The following is a 16,220-nucleotide window of genomic DNA, read 5'->3' on the forward strand; positions in this document are numbered from 1 at the left end:
ATGACTCCGCGGTCGGCAGAGCACGGGACTCACCACCTCGATGCCGTCTACGACGCGGTGCTGTTCGACATGGACGGCGTGGTCACGAACACCGCCGCGATCCATGCCGCCGCGTGGAAGCAGCTGTTCGACGAGGTGCTGCGAGACCCGCGTGTGCAGGTGGACGACCCCGAGACGACCTTCGACCCGGTCGCCGACTACCGCCGCTATGTGGACGGGCGAACCCGCGAGGACGGGGTATCGGCGTACCTGACGACCCGTGGGATCGCCCTGGACGCCGGAGATCCCGACGACCCACCAACGGCGTGGACGATCGCGGGGCTCGCGGCGCGCAAGAACGAGCTGTTCCTGGCGGAGCTGGGCACCCGTGGGCTGCGCGTCTATCCGGGCACCGCGGCGCTGCTGCATCGCCTGCGGGACGCGGCCGTGCCGGTCGGGCTGGTCACCGCGAGCCGGAACGCGCAGCAGATGCTCGCCGCCGCAGGACTGGCCGGCTGCTTCGACACCGTGGTGGACGGCCGGATCGCGCTCACGCATCACCTGAAAGGCAAGCCGGATCCCGCCATGTTCGTGGAGGCGGCCCGGCGACTGGGTGTCGCCGCGGCCCGCACCGCGGTCGTCGAGGACTCGGTCGCCGGCGTAGCGGCCGCGAGGCGCGGAGGCTTCGGCTTCGTCGTCGGCATCGACCGCGCCGGAGCGCGGGAGCAGCTCGAGGCCGCGGGCGCCGACCTCGTCCTGGCCGATGTCGCCGAGCTCGACCTGGGCGTCTCCACCACGGATCCGTGGCAGCTGGTCTACGACGGCTTCGACCCCGCGCACGAAGGGCACCGGGAGGCGCTCACCGCGCTGGGGAACGGCTACCTGGCCACCCGTGGCGCCCGGCCCGAGCACCACGACGACGGCATCCACTATCCCGGCACCTACCTCGCCGGCGTGTACAACCGACTGGCGAGCACCATCCACGGGCGCGAGCTCGAGGAGGAGCATCTCGTCAACACGCCCAACTGGCTTCCGGTGGACCTCCGCATCGGAGGCGGGCCGTGGCTGTCCACCGGCCAGGTCGTCGCGCACAGCGAACGACGCGAGCTCGACCTGCGCCGCGGCCTGGTCGTCCGCCGCGCGGTCCTCACCGCTCCGAACGGGGATCGACTCGACTTCGTGCAGACGACGTTCACCTCCCTGGACGAACCTCACCTTGCCGTGCTGGAAACCACGCTCACCGCCCCCGACTGGAGCGGCACGGTCACCCTTCGCGCCGGGATCGACGCCGGCGTGCGCAACAGCAACGTGGCCGCGTACCTCGGATCGGACGCCACCCACCTCACGCAGCCGACGTTCCGCCACGTCGGCGACACCACCCTCTGCGAGGTGCGGACCCGACAGAGCCGGGTCCACATCGCCACCGCCGTCCGCACGACCCTCACCGGAACCGACAGCGCGACCGATCACCGCATCGACACGCCATCGCAGCCCACCCGGGAGCTGCGCATCCCTCTGGAGCAGGGTCGACCGGTCACCCTCACCAAGACGGCCGCGATCTACACCTCCCACGATCGGGCCATCAGCGAGCCGGGTGGTGCCGCCCTGACCCTGCTCACCGAACGCGGTGGCGACGTCGAGGCGCTGCGGGAACGCCACGCGGCGGCGTGGCGGCGACTCTGGGAACGCTTCGCGGTCACCCTGGACGCCGACACGCACAGCCGACTCATCCTGAACCTGCACGTCTTCCACCTGCTCCAGACCCTCTCGCCGCACACCGTCGAGCTCGACGCCGGGGTGCCCGCCCGCGGCCTGCACGGCGAGGGGTATCGGGGGCACGTCTTCTGGGACGAGGTGTTCGTCCTGCCCGTGATCGCTCTGCGCACGCCCGAGATCAGCCGGGCGCTGATCGACTACCGCTGGCGGCGACTGGACGCCGCCCGCGCCGCGGCGACCGCCGCCGGACTCCGCGGAGCCCTCTTCCCCTGGCAGAGCGGCAGCGACGGTCGCGAGGAGACGCCCGAGGCGCTCTACAACCCGCGCTCCGGTCGGTGGATGCCGGACAACTCCCACCGTCAACGCCACGTCGGCCTCGCCATCGCCTACAACGCCTGGCAGCACTACCAGGCCACCGGCGACCTCGAGTGGCTCGCCGAACGCGGCGGCGAGCTCATCATCGAGGTCACCCGCCTGTTCGCCTCGCTCGCCGAGCACGACACTGCCACCGACCGCTTCCACATCGCCGGGGTGATGGGACCCGACGAGTTCCACGACGGCGCCCCGGACGCTCCCGGCAGCGGCCTGCGCGACAACACGTACACCAACGTCCTCGTCTCGTGGGTCGCCACGCGAGCGGCCCGGACACTCGCCCTGCTCCACGGGCACCGCGGCGAGGGCCTCCGCGACCGGCTCCGCGTCACCGACGAGGAGATCGCGGGATGGGCCCGGCTCAGCACACGACTGGCGGTGGGGTTCCACCGCGACGGCATCCTCACCCAGTTCGACGGCTACGAGAGCCTGCAGGAGCTGGACTGGGACCACTACCGCGAGGAGTACGGGAACATCGGCCGGCTCGATCTCATCCTCGAGTCCGAGAACGACAGCACCAACCGGTACAAGCTCGCCAAGCAGCCCGACGTCGTCATGCTGGTCTACCTGCTCGGTCACGACGGGCTCCGGGCGCAGCTCGCCACGCTCGGCTACCCGTTCTCCGAGCAGGACCTGACCCGCACGGTCGAGTACTACCTCGCCCGCACCGCCAACGGGTCGACGCTCAGCCGAGTCGTGAACGCCTCCGTCCTGGCCGGCATCGACCCGTCCCGCTCCTGGATCGCGTTCCGCGAGGCGCTGATCGCCGATCTCGACGACTCCCAGGGCGGCACCACCCGCGAAGGGATCCACCTCGGCGCGATGGCCGGCACCATCGACCTGCCCGTCCGCTCCTTCGCCGGCATGGCCCTCGGTGACGACGAGCTCGTCTTCGCCCCCCGACTGCCGCCGAACCTCACCCGGGTCGGGTTCCAGATCCGATACCGCGGCCACCTCGTCGACGTGATGCTCCGTGACCGCAGCCTGGAGCTTCGCGTGCACGCCGGCTCAGCACCCGCGATCCACGTGCGCGTCGGCGCGGTCGCCGTGCCGCTCTCGGCCGGACAGACCAAGACGTTCGCGATCGGCCCGGGCACCTCGGCCCGCGACGCGACCAACCGCGAAGGAGGCCTCGACTGATGAGCACGCATCGGAGCCGGTATCGGCGCATCGCCACCATCCTCGAGCACCACGGACTCGGGCTCGGCCTGGGGCTGCTCGGACTGGAGAAGTGGATTCCCTTCAACAAAGGCGTTCTCGGGCATGCGCGCCGGGACGAGCCCTACACCAGTCCGGAACACCTCCGACTCGCCCTCGAGGAGCTCGGACCGACCTTCATCAAACTCGGCCAGCTGCTGTCCACCCGCAACGACCTGCTGCCCGCCGCTTACCTCGCCGAGTTGGTCAAGCTTCAGGACGCCGCGCCGCCCGAGGCCTGGGAGCCGATGAAGGCGGTGATCCGCGAGGAGCTCGGCGCGGACCCCGAACAGCTCTTCGCACAGTTCGACCCGCAACCGCTGGCCGCCGCGTCGATCGGGCAGGCATACGCCGCGACCCTTCACGACGGCACCCAGGTCGTCGTGAAGGTCCGCCGACCCGGCGCGGTCGCCCAGATCCACGAAGACCTGGAGATCCTGCAGAACCTCGCCGAGCGCGCCGACAAGCGGTGGGATGCCGCCCGCCAGTACAACCTGCCGGGCATCGTCGAGGAGTTCTCCCGCACGCTGCGCGCCGAGCTCGACTATCTGCAGGAGGGCCGGAACGCGGAGCGGTTCGCCGCCGACTTCGCCGACTCACCCGACGTCGCCGTCCCTCAGGTGTTCTGGGAGACGACCACGTCACGCGTGCTGACCCTGGAACGGATGCACGGCATCCGAGTCGACGACCCGCCCGCCCTGGACGCGGCCGGCATCGACCGGAACCAGCTGGCCAGGCGAGGCGCAGACCTCATCCTCACCATGGTGTTCGAGAACCGCTTCTTCCACGCCGACCCGCACCCGGGCAACCTGTTCATCCAAACCGACGGATCCATCGCCCTCATCGACTTCGGCATGGTCGGCCAACTCGACGAAGAGGTCACCGAGCAGCTCTCCGACGTGCTGCTCGCCTTCACCCGCGGAGACTCCAACGCGCTCGCCACCGCCCTGCTCGCGCTCTCGATCACCAAGAACACCTCCGACCGCGGCGAGCTCGGCCGCTCCCTGGACGTCTTCGTGTCGCGGTATCTCGGACGCCCCCTGTCCGACATTAACCTCAGCCACCTGCTCGGAGAGCTGCTCGCCCTGCTGCGACACCACCACCTCCAGCTGCCGCAGCAGACCGCTCTGCTGTTCAAGGTCCTGATGATGGGCGAGGCACTGGCGGCACGGCTCGACCCTGAGTTCGAGATGCTGCAGGCGCTCACCCCCTTCTCGGAGCGGATCGTGCAGCGACAGTTCTCCCTCCCCGCCCTGGCGAAACGCTGGGCACAGGCATCCGCGGATGCCGGAGCACTGCTGCTCGAGCTGCCCGGAACACTCAAGCAGCTCCGGCGGGTGCTGGAGAACGGCGGCCTCGAGGTGCACCTGCGCGCGGCCGAACTGGAACCGCTCGTGGGACGGGCTGAACGGATCGGCAATCGCCTGATCGCCGGCATGATCACCGCCGCCCTGATCAACGGCATCGGCGAACTCGTCAGCGGGAACACGAGATGGCGCTCGCGGGAAGGCGTCATGATCGGCGCCGGCGCGAGCGTGGTCACCGCACTCGGCGGCTACCTGCTCTGGACCACGCGGCTACGGCGATGACCGCCGCGGCTCCCATCCCTCATCAGAAAGGCACGCACATGAACACCATTCGAGTCGGCGTCAACGGCTACGGCGTCATCGGCAAGCGCGTCGCCGACGCGGTCCTGCTGCAGTCGGACATGGACCTGGTCGGCGTCGCGGACATCGCCACTGACTGGCGGATCAAGTCCGCAGCGAACCGCCTGCCCGTGTTCGCCTCCACCATCGAGGCGCAGCAGGCCATGCGGGGCGCCGACGTGCCCGCACAGGGAGTGCTCGACGACCTTCTCGCGCAGTGCGACGTCGTCGTCGACACCACCCCCAAGCATGTGGCAGCGGGAAACCTGGAGCGCTACCGCGCCCTCGGCGTCAAGGCAGTGCTCCAAGGGGGCGAGTCCCACTCCACCACCGGCCACTCCTTCGTCGCCCAAGCCAACTACGCCAGCGCCATCGGCAGGGACAGCACCCGGGTGGTCTCCTGCAACACCACCAGCATCGTGCGGATCCTCGGCGCGCTGGATGCGGCCGGACTCCTGCTGCGCGCCCGCGGGGTGCTCATCCGCCGCGCCACCGACCCGTGGGAATCGCACCTCGGCGGGATCATGAACACGATGGTCCCAGAACCGACCATCCCCTCTCATCAGGGCCCCGACGCACAGACCGTGCTCCCCGGACTCGATGTCGTCACCATCGCCGCCAAAGGCGCCCACACGCAGACCCACAGCCACTACTGGACGCTGCAACTGACCCGGGAGGCGACCCGCGACGAGGTGCTGGACGCCCTGCGCGCCGCGCCCCGCATCGCGTTCATCCGGATGTCCGACGGCCTGGTCGCCCTCAACTCCACCGTCGAGCTGATGCGCGATCTCGGCCGCCCCCGGGGAGACATGTGGGAGGTCGCCGTGTGGGAGGACCTGGTCACCGTGAACGGCAGCGAGGCCTACCTCGCCTACCAGGTCTACAACGAGGCCATCGTCGTGCCCGAGACGATCGACGCGATCCGCGCGCTGACGGGCACCGTCCCCGACGCCGCGACCTCGATCCGCCTCACCGACGAGAGCCTCGGCATGCGCCAGGACTTCCTCACACCGGCGGAGGAGCCCGACCATGACCGGTGACCACCAACCGCCCGCCGACCATCCCGGCGAAGGCGACCCGCGGCGACGGATGCCTGTGACGGCGTGGCTGATCATCGGGATCTCCGTGCTCGGGATCGCGATCTACCTGTTCATCGACCACCTTCCCCACGTCGTCGCAGTGCTGCCCTACGTCGCGATCATCGGCATGGCCGCCATGCACCTGTTCGGCCACCGCCACCACACCGGCGCCCACGACTCGAATCATCGACGCCACGGGGGCGACAGCGGGACCGACACGCGAGAGTCGTCGTGAACACCGTCGTCCGCCCCCTCGCGGACGCCAGCCGGCACGGGCACCCCCGACCGCTGCGGATGCTGTGGGTCACGCTCGCCTGGGGGTCGTGCTTCGTCGCGATCACCGTCGGCCTGCAAGACGCCCCGCCGCTGTGGCTCGCGGCACTGAGAGCCCTCATCGCCGGGGTCGCGCTCGCAACCGTCGCCGGCATCCAGCGGGCACCTCTTCCCCGCGACCCGAAGACATGGGCACTGATCGGCTGCCTCGGACTGGTGAACATCGCCTTGGCATTCGCGACGATGTTCGTCGCCGCGACCGGACTGTCGACCGGGATCGCCTCGGTGCTCGCCAACGCGCAGCCAATCCTGATCCTGCTGCCCGCGTGGTGGCTCTACCGCGAGCGTCCCACCCCCGCCGCGATCGCCGCGATCGGCCTGGGCTTCACCGGCCTACTCATCATCGTCCTTCCCTCCGGGCTCGGCACCGGAGCGTGGCTCTCACTGACCTCCGCCGCCGCGATCACCGCCGGCACCCTCATCGGCCGGATCGTGCACGCAGACGTCCGAGTCGTGGCGGCAGCTCAGCTGCTCATCGGAGGTGCGATCCTCGCCGGCACCGCAGCCGTCACAGAAGGGCCGCCCACGATCGACTGGAACATCCGGTTCATCCTCACCCTGCTGTCCCTATCACTGGTCGGCACCGCCGCCACCACGGTCGCCTGGTTCACCGAGATCGGACGTGCCCGGCTCGACCTCCTCGCCGCGTGGACGCTGCTCGTGCCGGTCTTCGGGATCCTGCTGTCGCTGCTGATCCTGCGCGAGGACCCGGGCCTGTGGGGCTGGATCGGGACCGTGATCGTGCTGATCGCAATGGCGTTGCTCGCCATCGGATCCAGGCGCTCAGAGCCCTCGGCCGTCACGGCAACCGGCAATCGTGCCCCACGAGCCTCCGCCGATCATGCGACGTCCGACCCGGACGGCCTCCCTGACGAAAACCACGGCCCGCGCTCCCGGCCGGAAAGGAAACAACGATGAACCCGTCGCCCGCCCCACGCCCCCGCTTCCTCCTAACTCGGCGAGGGTTCCTCGGCGTCAGCATTGGCGCCGTCGCGACGGTCGCGCTGGCATCCTGCGCGCCGGCGGCGAACTGGGTGCAGCCCGACGGCGCCCAGGTCCAAGGCGCCGAGCGGCGCCGCGGCGGCACCGGGAAGGTCACCACCGCGACCCTCACCGCCGCCCCGACCGTGCTGGACCTAGCCGGGGCGACCGCGCCGACCTGGGCGTTCGGGTCTCTTCCGGCGCCCGTGATCCGTCTCGGCGCCGGAGACACTCTGAAGGCCACCGTCCGGAACCAGCTCGAGGCGGACACCTCCGTGCACTGGCACGGGCTCGCGCTGCGCAACGACATGGACGGCGTCCCGCCGGTCACCCAGCAGCCCATCAAGGCCGGGGCCAGTTTCGACTACGAGTTCATCGCGCCCGATCCCGGCACCTACTGGTTCCACCCCCACGTCGGGGTGCAGCTGGACCGTGGCCTGTACGGGGCGCTGATCGTCGAGGACCCCGCCGAGCCCGGCGGGTACGAGGACGAGTGGGTCATCATCCTCGACGACTGGCTCGACGGCGTCACCGCCACCCCCGACGACGTCCTTGACGAGCTGTCCGCCGGGATGGGCGACATGGGCGGGATGGGCGACATGTTCATGCGGATGGGCAACACCCTCATGGGCGCCACCTCCGACCTGCTCGGCGGCGACGCCGGCGACGTCTACTATCCCCTCTACCTCGTCAACGGGAAGCCCCCCGCCGACCCGACCCAGTTCACCGGGCGGGCCGGCGAGAAGGTGCGGCTGCGGATCATCAACGCCGGCAGCGACACCGCGTTCCGCCTCGCCATCGGCGGTCACACGCTCACCATCACCAATACCGACGGATTCCCCGTGGAACCGGTCGAAGTCGACAGCATCCTCATCGGCATGGGCGAACGCTACGACGCGATCATTACCCTGGATGACGGCGCGTTCCCCCTCATCGCTCAGGCCGAGGGCAAACGCGATCGCGGTTTCGCCGTCATCCGCACCGGCAGCGCCGCGGCAGCACCGACGGCCGATGTGAGCATCCCGGAGCTCACTAGCAGCCGGATCGGGACCGCACAGCTGCTGACGTCAGATAGCAGCGTTGCGCTGTCCTCACGGCAGCCTGATCGGACCGTGGCGATCACTCTCACCGGAGGTATGGCCGAATACGACTGGGGCATCGACGGGCGACGGTTCGATATGAATCAGCCCCTCGACGGCGCGCACGAGATCCGCGAAGGCGAACGCGTCCGGTTCACGATCACTAATGACACCGAGATGTGGCACCCATTCCATCTACACGGTCACACCTACCAGCATGAAGGTGGCGGCCCGCGGAAAGACACGTCGATCATCCTGCCCAAGCAGACCCTCACCGTCGACTTCGACGCTGACAACCCAGGTCTCTGGGTCGCCCACTGCCACAACATCTACCACGCCGAAACCGGCATGACCACTGTCATCGGCTATCGGGCGTGACCACGGCGCAACCTTCCGGAGGCCACGGAACTGGTCGTGTCGATGAACGCGTGACGGCGCCATTGATCGGACGGGATGCGGTCCCACCCCTGCGGGATCGTGACGATACCGGCCGCGGCTACGTTATTGGCCGGCCGGCCGGTCCGCCGTTGTCGGCGGTGGAGAGCGTGCGCGCCGAACGCATCCACCGCGCCGTGTTTGGGCACGCCAAGATCGTCCACGTCCTCGAGGGCGCCGCACACATTGAGACAGCCACAGGCATCCACGAGTTGACACCGGGCTACGCGATGGCTCTCGGGGCCGGCATGTGGTGCTCAGTGCGCCCAGACCCGACTGTGCGGCTATGGACGCTCTACTTCGACGAGTCCTTCCTCCGCTCCCACATGCGATGGGTGCTCGCCGACACCACGCGCGTCCGTCCGGGCGTGCATCCTGACGCCTGGGACGGCTCGGCACTCGTGCTGCAGCCTGGCGTGGACATCCTGCACCGCATCGAACCGCTGTGGCGCCAGATCAGCCTCGTGAACGAGACCGCGCCACCGGAGGTCGCGACCACCCGACTGATCTCTCTGTTCTCCCGCGCCGTCGAGATTGCCCTACCGACGCTGCTCGCCGACGACGGCGCCGTGCCCGAGAGGTTCGTCCTCCCGGTGCGCGGCCGGCTCGCGCAGCCGCCAATCGCTCGCCCCGTGCGCCGCTCGGTCGTCCTGCTGCGCTCGCGCATGACCGAGCCGTGGACGGTCGGCAGGCTCGCCGCGGAGGTGGCCGTCTCCCGCGCCCATCTCACACGCGTTTTCACCCAGCAGGTCGGTGTCGCCCCCATGCGGTTCCTCATCGAGACCCGCCTGACGGAGTTCACGCGACTGATCGAGGAAACCGACCTGCCGATCGCCGATGCATCCCGGCAAGTCGGATGGAACGACGCGCGAGTTGCGGCAGTATGGTTCCGCAAGCGCTTCGGAATCACCCCCACGCAGTACCGGCGGCATCCGCACCCTTCTTGCACCGGCGCCATGCCGTGCGAGTCGTGCCGTGGTGTGTGCGCCCTCACTCCGGTCCTTGAGCCCGTAACTCGTGCGGTGTCGCGTGATTCGCGCCGCGACGCGCACATTCGGCGGCTTTCCTAGACGATCTCCGCGCCCTCCCGGTAGGCCGGGTTGATACGTCAGGTCCACCGCTGCGCCTGACGGGCGTACTCGCTGCTCGTCCGTCTGCCTGCTGCGTGGTGAACCTCGCGCACCTCATAGTCGCAAGCCATGAAGCGAGCCCTGGTATCGGGGGCGTAGGGAGGAGGCCGGCTATGGACATCGGCGCCGTGCTACGCGCCGCCGCGGCGATGCCGCTGTCGGATGCGGCGAGGTCGTTCGCCCAGGCCGGCGTCCCCGTCTTCCCGTGCCGGCGTCTGGGGAAGGAGCCGCGCACCGAGCACGGGTTCCATGACGCGAGCGCCGAGTTGCGACAGGTGGCCGCGTGGTGGCGGCGCTGGCCGACCGCGAACATCGGCGTGCCGACCGGCGCGGTCTCGGGCTTCGAGGTGGTCGACGTCGACGTCCACCCGGCCGGAACCGGATACGCCGCGTTCGGGCGAGCGCAGCGCGAGGGCCTGGTCGACGGATGGGCCGCGCTCGTGCGCACCCCGTCCGGCGGGCTGCACGCCTACTACCCGGCAAGCCCGGACGATCCGCACCGTTCCTGGCAGGCGCCGGCCGCGCACATCGACTTCCGTGGCGACGGCGGCTACATCGTCGTGCCGCCCTCAACGGTGATCGGGCGGGCTGGGAAGCGCTCCTATACGGTGGTCGCCACCGCGACCTCCGACGGCGCGCCGGTCGACGCGCGCGCCTTGCGGGAGCTGCTGGACCCGCGCCCCGAGCCGGTCCCGTGGGCGGGGCCGCGGGAGCGCGTCGGAGACCTCGACCCCGATCGGCTGGCACGCTGGGTTGCCGCGCGCGGTGAGGGCGAACGCAACCGTGCCCTGTTCTGGGCCGCGTGCCGCGCCGCCGAGGCCGGCGTCCCCTCCGCCGACGCCCACGCCGTCCTTGGGCCGGCCGCCGAACGCGCCGGCTTGCCGGTTCCCGAGATCACTACGACGATCCGCTCCGCGTATCGCATCGCACACCCGCAGGCCGCGGCCCGGCCCGTGCCTGCCGGAATGTCCCCGGTCGCTGTGCAGCCCTCGATCCGGGCGGTCTTGTGAACGGTCAGCCCCAGGTGCGGCGATTCGTTGTGGGCACCGCCATCGCGGGCACGGTGTTCATCGCGATCGGCGCGTTCTGGCTGTCCTTCACGGCGCTGGCGGATCTGGCGCGCCGCTCCGGGATCGACGACGCGCAGGCGTGGGCGTGGCCGCTCATCGTGGACGGCATCATCGTCGTCGCCACGGTCGCGGTCGTCGCCCTGGCCGGGCAGCGAACGGCCTGGTATCCGTGGTTGTTGCTGATGGCCGGGGCGCTCGTGTCGGTCACCGCGAACGCGATCCACGCGATTGTCGCCGCCGATGCCGACGTGCCGGCGGTGCTCGCCGCCTCCGTGGCCGCCGTGCCGCCGCTGGTGCTGCTGGCGATCACCCATCTCACCGTCGTCCTCACCCGCGCGCGCCCGGTCGGCCCGTCCGAGCAGAGCGTCGCCGAGCCCGCGCTCGCGGTCGAGGTCGAGCCGGTCGCGGAGACGGACCCGCCGACGTCCGGGCGGGAGCTCGCGGTGGTGCTGCGGGATGAGGGCTGGTCGAACAAGCGGATCGCCCGGCACGTCGGCGTGCATCCCTCGACTGTCGGACGGTGGCTCGGAGCGCGTACCTCTCCGATAGCCATCACCGCGACCGCCGACACGGAAGGAACGCAACCATGATCGACGCGATCCGAGACGCGCAGCCGCCTCACGACAAATCGCGTGAGGCCGGCTCGCAGCCGACCCGCGCCCCCATCGAGCGGCCAGAGCCGGACGTCTCCGAGTTCGCGGTGCATGGCGACCCGTCCCGTCAGGCCGTTCCGGGACCGGCTCCGGCTGCGGCGTCGGGGCGCAGCACGGTCGCGTGGGTGCGGCCGACCGATCTGTTCGTCAGCCTGAGCGGGCGCGCCTCGGGCCGGGGCATCGACTTCCAGGCGGAGTTGGCACGCCGGACCCGCCGGCTGCCGTCGAACGCAGTCGCGGTGTCCCGTCGCGGGATCGCGCGGCGTTCGCACCGGCTCGCCCCGGTGACCGCGTTCGGTGTGAACACCCCGGCCGCACAGACCTCGCTCGAACCCCTCGAGCTGAAGTAGGCCGGAGCCCCAGCATGCACCGCTTCCCCAGCGTCCGGCCGGCCGCTGGGGAGCGTCCGTGTACCTGCCTGACGTACAGGAGGTGCCCGATCATGCTGCAAACCACTCAGCCCGCGTTCGCCACGAGCGAGGGACTTCGCGTCCTGCTCGTCCGCCTGCACGACGCCGGCCCCGGCGCCTGGCGCACCGACCCGGAGGCGGCGGCGCTGATGCAGTACACGATCCGCAAGTACGCGGGCCTGGCCCGCAAGCACCGCCAGGAGCCCGAGGACGCAGCCCCGGCCGCGTTCGATGCGATGCGCACGTCCTCGGTGCGCGGCGCCGACGACCCCTGGGCGGTTGTCACCCGCGCCGTGGACATCACCCTGAAGGCCGACGAGCAGGCCGCCGGGATGCTGTGCTCCACCCATCAGGCGCGACGCGCAGAATACTCCGGCTTCCATGAGGCCGAGCGGTTCTCCGACCGGGAGACCTCGATCACCGAGTACCACCCGGCGTTCCGCGTCGAGGCGCCCGAGGACACGGACGACGAGAGCGACGACCGCTCCGAGCAGGCCCGCCGCGCCCTCGAGGAGACCATCGCCTTGTTCGTCGCGTTGGACTGGCCCGAGGACGTCACCCGCGCGTCGATCGAGTACATCAGCGGACGGCTCATCGAGACCGGATCGCGGCGGGCTGCCTACGAGTCGTTGCGTCGGGACAAGCACGCCCGCGCGCTGCTGGATATGCCGCGGGTGTCGTGGACGACGCTGCTACGCGTCGTGCTTGGTAGCCCTGACCCGACTCTGGTGGCCACGAACACCGGCCGCGGGGTGCTGCTGCGTCTGACCCGCGGGTATCCGGTCGCCGAGATCGCCGCCGACGACGACCTGGCGCTGACGATCATCCTCGCCAACCCGATCACCGTGCGCGGTGGCGAGCTGACATGAGCACGAGCGACCCGACCGCGGGACACATCGAACTGGAATGGTCGCTCGACGCGATCCGCATGGGCTACCGGCACCGGCAAGAGCAGGGCGACATCCCCGGCCTGGCCGAGTCGATCCGTCGTCAGGGGTTCCTGCACCCGCTGACGATCGCCCCTGACGGGCTGCTCATCTGTGGCGGACGGCGCTACTTGGCGGCGCAGTACCTCGGGCTGAAGACCGTGAACGTGTGGGTGCGCACCGGGATCTCCGACAAGCTCTCCCTGCTGCTGGCGGAGCAGGACGAGAACCAGCTCCGCCTGGACTACACCGACCTGGAAAAGGCATCTCTGTACCGGGAGCTGCGCGCCGAGCTCGCCGCGGACGCCGCCCGCCGCCAGGAGGCCAGCAGGTTCACCGCGGAAGGAAGAAACCCCAGGTCAGACGGTGCCGCCGAATCGACGGCACCGCAGACTGAAGCCGGTGACACCCGCGAGCAGGCGGCGCTGATCGTCACCGGCAAGAAGGGATACACGAAGCTGGAGCAGATCGGCCGGCTGGAGGAACTCGCCGCCGATGCGGCGCAGCCGGCGTCCGTGCGCGAATCCGCCCAGGCCGGGCTGGACGCGATCGGCCAGGGCGGACCCGTCAGCCCCGCCTACCGGCGGGCGCAGGCCGAGCAGTCCCTCGCCGAACTGGAGCGTCTGGCCGAGGACGACACCGAGCCCGGCGGGGTCCGCGACGCCGCGGCCCGCGCGCTCGCCCGCTTGCGCAGCCAGCAGGCCACCACCCGCGCGGCCGGACTGGAGCGCGTCGCCGCCGAGACGCTCGCCCGCGTCCGCGGGGCGACCAAGCGTCGCCCCGCCCAGACACTGACAGCCGCAGGGCCGGATGAGGCAGCCCGCTACCCGGTGCGGGTGTTCGTCGCCACCGTGGACGACTTGCAGGGCTTCACCTCGCACTTCGATCCCGTCGAGCTCGCCGCCGCGCTCGACGAGGAGCAGTGGGCCGGGTTCGAGGCCGTGCTCGACGCGCTGAACGAGATGGCCGAGCAGATGCGCTCGGCACGCGCCCACCGTCTGATCGCCCTCTGAGCGAGCGCGGGGACGCCCCGCGCACCTGGACAGCATGGAGCTGACCACCCGACCCGGACGCCGCACCCGCCTGATCCTCGCGCTGATCGCCGCCGGCCTGCTGCTGATCCTGGCGGGTGTCGGCGTGTACGGGCTGCTGGCCGGCCCCCGCCGCGACGCCCCGCCCGCCCCGGCCCCGAGCACCTCTTCCACACCGAACCCGTCCGAGACATTCCCGACGGCGGACGAGCCCGCCGCCGTGCGGCTCACCCATAACCCAGAGCAGTTCGCTCGGTCGGTCGCGGCCACCCTGTTCACCTGGGACGCCGGAGCCGGCTACGGGCCGCTGGACATCGCCGACGTCCTGCTCGAGGTCGTCGAGACCAGCACCGGGGAGCAGAACGGCCTCGCCTCGGACATCACCGGCTACCTGCCGACGAGTTCCGCCTGGGCGCAACTGCGCGGCTACGCCACCCGGCAGAGCCTGACTATCGACAGCATCGGCGTGCCGGATGGGTGGGCGGACGCACTCGCGCAGGCCCGGCCCGGCCAACTGCTACCGGGCACCACCGCGTTCACGATCGACGCGACCCGGCACCGCACCGGCATCTGGAACGGGCAGCAGATCACCTCCGAACATCCGGTGTCGTTCACCGTGTTCATCGTCTGCTCCCCACCGGCGCCGGAGTTCTCCACCGGGCCGTGCCGGCTGCTGCGGCTCTCGCAGCTCGACAACCCGCTGCGGTGATCGGCGTGAAGAAGCTCGCCCTCGCCCTCGCGCTGCTGATCTTCCTCGGCCCGTCGCCGGCGCTGCTGGCCGTCGGGCTACTGGTCAACCCGGCCATGCAGGCCGCGGCATGCCTGCCCGGCTCCCTGACGGTCGGTGCCATCCCGGAGGAGCTGACCGCGACCGCGGCGGACGGCACCTCGATCACGCTGACCCGAACGCAGCTGACCCATGCGGCCACGATCATCACGGTCGGCGGGCGCACCAGTGGCGTTGGCGCGCCGGGCGTCGTCATCGCGTTGATGGCTGCCCTGACCGAATCGCGGCTGCGGATGCTCGCCAACACCGGCACCTATCCCGAGTCCGGCGACTACCCGAACGACGGGAACGGCGCCGACCACGACAGCCTCGGGCTGTTCCAGATGCGACCCGCCTCCGGCTGGGGAACCGTCGCGGAACTGATGGACCCCGACTACCAGGCGCGCGCGTTCTACGGCGGACCTGACGGCCCCAACTACCCGAGCCCGCGCGGGCTGCTCGACATCCCCGGCTGGCAGCAGATGGACCCCGGCGAGGCTGCGCAAGCGGTCGAGGTTAGCGCCTACCCCGACCGCTATCAGAACTACCGGCCGGTGGCCGAGACGATCCTGCGCGTCCTGACCACCCCGCCACGCGGAGGAGGCGGAGGCTCGGCCACCCCGATCGTGCCGGAGACCACCAGGATTGTGTTTCCGCTGCCGACCGGAACCTGGGTGAGATCCGACCCGTTCGGGATGCGCATCCACCCCATCACCGGTGAGCGGTCGATGCACACGGGGACCGACCTCGCCGCCGCGGACGGCACCCCGATCTTCGCGATCGCCGACGGCGTGGTCACCCACGCCGGACCATCCGGCGGCTACGGCAACCTCATCGTCATCGAGCACACGGTCGGAGGGCAACGGGTGGCGTCCGCCTACGCGCACATGTGGGCCAACGCCATCTACGTCACCGATGGGCAGACCGTGACGGCCGGACAGCACATCGGCGACGTCGGCTCCTCCGGGCAGTCCACCGGAGCCCACCTGCACTTCGAGATCCGCGAAGGCGGGTCGAACGCCGCTGCCGTTGATTCCGAGCCGTGGCTGGCCGAACATGGCGCGCTCGACCTGGACGCCGCCAGCACCTCTGCATGTCGCCCTGGCGCGGGGGTGGCCTGATGGACGTGTTCCCCGACTTCGGCGCCACCGGGGGCGCGACGGAACTGCGTCAGGTCATCGGAGCCCTGCTGATGTTCGTGCTCATCATCGCCGTGCTGATGCTCATCGTCTGCGCGATCACCTGGGCGCTGGCGTCCTCACACGGCAACTATCAGACAGCCACCCGCGCACGGACGGGACTGCTCGTCGCGCTCGGCACCGCCGTGCTCGCCGGCGCCGGCGTCGCGTGGCTGAACTGGCTGATCACCCTCGGCTCCGGTCTCTGACGCCCCCGCGGGACGGCCCGCGCACCTGAC

The 16,220-nt window shown here is 70.5% G+C and carries 15 protein-coding genes; all 15 read left to right on the top strand.

The genetic code is table 11. From position 1 onward, the window contains the following. The 15 genes from F6B43_RS01195 (at position 1) to F6B43_RS01265 (ending at position 16,190) form a co-directional block, all read left to right on the top strand. Positions 1-3,207, top strand: coding sequence for an HAD-IA family hydrolase (locus F6B43_RS01195; RefSeq protein WP_150447130.1), 3,207 nt, complete (start codon positions 1-3; stop codon positions 3,205-3,207). Continuing rightward, complete coding sequence (locus tag F6B43_RS01200) at positions 3,207-4,853, top strand: ABC1 kinase family protein (protein ID WP_150447131.1); 1,647 nt, start codon at positions 3,207-3,209, stop codon at positions 4,851-4,853. The genes F6B43_RS01195 and F6B43_RS01200 overlap by 1 nt, the downstream gene beginning before the upstream one ends. Before the next feature lie 38 nt (positions 4,854-4,891). Further along, positions 4,892-5,950 (top strand): type II glyceraldehyde-3-phosphate dehydrogenase, encoded by a 1,059-nt coding sequence (locus tag F6B43_RS01205; protein WP_033107657.1) that lies wholly within the window; start codon positions 4,892-4,894, stop codon positions 5,948-5,950. Then, positions 5,940-6,224, top strand: a complete 285-nt coding sequence (locus F6B43_RS01210) for a DUF2933 domain-containing protein (RefSeq protein ID WP_033107642.1) — start codon at positions 5,940-5,942, stop codon at positions 6,222-6,224. Before F6B43_RS01205 ends, F6B43_RS01210 begins: the two co-directional genes overlap by 11 nt. Continuing rightward, positions 6,221-7,240 carry a DMT family transporter gene (locus F6B43_RS01215; protein WP_150447132.1) on the top strand — a complete coding sequence of 340 codons (1,020 nt, stop codon included), beginning with the start codon at positions 6,221-6,223 and terminating at the stop codon, positions 7,238-7,240. The genes F6B43_RS01210 and F6B43_RS01215 overlap by 4 nt, the downstream gene beginning before the upstream one ends. Next, the gene (locus tag F6B43_RS01220) at positions 7,237-8,760 is read left to right on the top strand and encodes a multicopper oxidase family protein (RefSeq protein ID WP_150447133.1); all 1,524 of its coding nucleotides are present in this window, start codon (positions 7,237-7,239) and stop codon (positions 8,758-8,760) included. The genes F6B43_RS01215 and F6B43_RS01220 overlap by 4 nt, the downstream gene beginning before the upstream one ends. Before the next feature lie 167 nt (positions 8,761-8,927). Continuing rightward, on the top strand, positions 8,928-9,887 hold the full coding sequence (locus tag F6B43_RS01225) for a helix-turn-helix transcriptional regulator (RefSeq protein WP_150447134.1): 960 nt from the start codon (positions 8,928-8,930) through the stop codon (positions 9,885-9,887). Between the two features lie 173 nt (positions 9,888-10,060). Next, a complete protein-coding gene (locus F6B43_RS01230; RefSeq protein WP_150447135.1) occupies positions 10,061-10,957 on the top strand; it encodes a bifunctional DNA primase/polymerase in 897 nt (298 codons plus the stop codon). A 29-nt stretch (positions 10,958-10,986) separates the two neighbouring features. After that, entirely contained in the window at positions 10,987-11,607 is a 621-nt protein-coding gene (locus F6B43_RS01235; RefSeq protein ID WP_150447136.1) for a DUF2637 domain-containing protein, read from the top strand. After that, entirely contained in the window at positions 11,604-12,020 is a 417-nt protein-coding gene (locus F6B43_RS01240; RefSeq protein ID WP_150447137.1) for a hypothetical protein, read from the top strand. Before F6B43_RS01235 ends, F6B43_RS01240 begins: the two co-directional genes overlap by 4 nt. Before the next feature lie 92 nt (positions 12,021-12,112). Beyond that, positions 12,113-12,949: a hypothetical protein gene (locus F6B43_RS01245; protein ID WP_150447138.1), complete on the top strand. Its 837-nt coding sequence runs from the start codon at positions 12,113-12,115 to the stop codon at positions 12,947-12,949. Further along, complete coding sequence (locus F6B43_RS01250) at positions 12,946-14,019, top strand: ParB N-terminal domain-containing protein (protein WP_150447139.1); 1,074 nt, start codon at positions 12,946-12,948, stop codon at positions 14,017-14,019. The genes F6B43_RS01245 and F6B43_RS01250 overlap by 4 nt, the downstream gene beginning before the upstream one ends. A gap of 34 nt (positions 14,020-14,053) precedes the next feature. Then, positions 14,054-14,746: a hypothetical protein gene (locus F6B43_RS01255; RefSeq protein WP_211294560.1), complete on the top strand. Its 693-nt coding sequence runs from the start codon at positions 14,054-14,056 to the stop codon at positions 14,744-14,746. 5 nt (positions 14,747-14,751) lie between these two features. Next, a complete protein-coding gene (locus F6B43_RS01260; protein ID WP_245861741.1) occupies positions 14,752-15,924 on the top strand; it encodes a M23 family metallopeptidase in 1,173 nt (390 codons plus the stop codon). Next, entirely contained in the window at positions 15,924-16,190 is a 267-nt protein-coding gene (locus tag F6B43_RS01265) for a DUF6112 family protein (protein ID WP_100345897.1), read from the top strand. The genes F6B43_RS01260 and F6B43_RS01265 overlap by 1 nt, the downstream gene beginning before the upstream one ends. The last annotated feature ends 30 nt before the right edge of the window (positions 16,191-16,220 follow it).

Origin of the sequence: Microbacterium rhizomatis (genome assembly GCF_008710745.1) — a bacterium.
Taxonomy (GTDB): domain Bacteria; phylum Actinomycetota; class Actinomycetes; order Actinomycetales; family Microbacteriaceae; genus Microbacterium; species Microbacterium rhizomatis.

Coding starts and splice junctions, on each gene's coding strand:
- F6B43_RS01265 (WP_100345897.1), top strand. CDS start 15,924: ATGGACGTGTTCCCCGACTTCGGCGCCACCGGGGGCGCGACGGAACTG.
- F6B43_RS01245 (WP_150447138.1), top strand. CDS start 12,113: ATGCTGCAAACCACTCAGCCCGCGTTCGCCACGAGCGAGGGACTTCGC.
- F6B43_RS01255 (WP_211294560.1), top strand. CDS start 14,054: ATGGAGCTGACCACCCGACCCGGACGCCGCACCCGCCTGATCCTCGCG.
- F6B43_RS01220 (WP_150447133.1), top strand. CDS start 7,237: ATGAACCCGTCGCCCGCCCCACGCCCCCGCTTCCTCCTAACTCGGCGA.
- F6B43_RS01210 (WP_033107642.1), top strand. CDS start 5,940: ATGACCGGTGACCACCAACCGCCCGCCGACCATCCCGGCGAAGGCGAC.
- F6B43_RS01240 (WP_150447137.1), top strand. CDS start 11,604: ATGATCGACGCGATCCGAGACGCGCAGCCGCCTCACGACAAATCGCGT.
- F6B43_RS01250 (WP_150447139.1), top strand. CDS start 12,946: ATGAGCACGAGCGACCCGACCGCGGGACACATCGAACTGGAATGGTCG.
- F6B43_RS01195 (WP_150447130.1), top strand. CDS start 1: ATGACTCCGCGGTCGGCAGAGCACGGGACTCACCACCTCGATGCCGTC.
- F6B43_RS01230 (WP_150447135.1), top strand. CDS start 10,061: ATGGACATCGGCGCCGTGCTACGCGCCGCCGCGGCGATGCCGCTGTCG.
- F6B43_RS01205 (WP_033107657.1), top strand. CDS start 4,892: ATGAACACCATTCGAGTCGGCGTCAACGGCTACGGCGTCATCGGCAAG.
- F6B43_RS01200 (WP_150447131.1), top strand. CDS start 3,207: ATGAGCACGCATCGGAGCCGGTATCGGCGCATCGCCACCATCCTCGAG.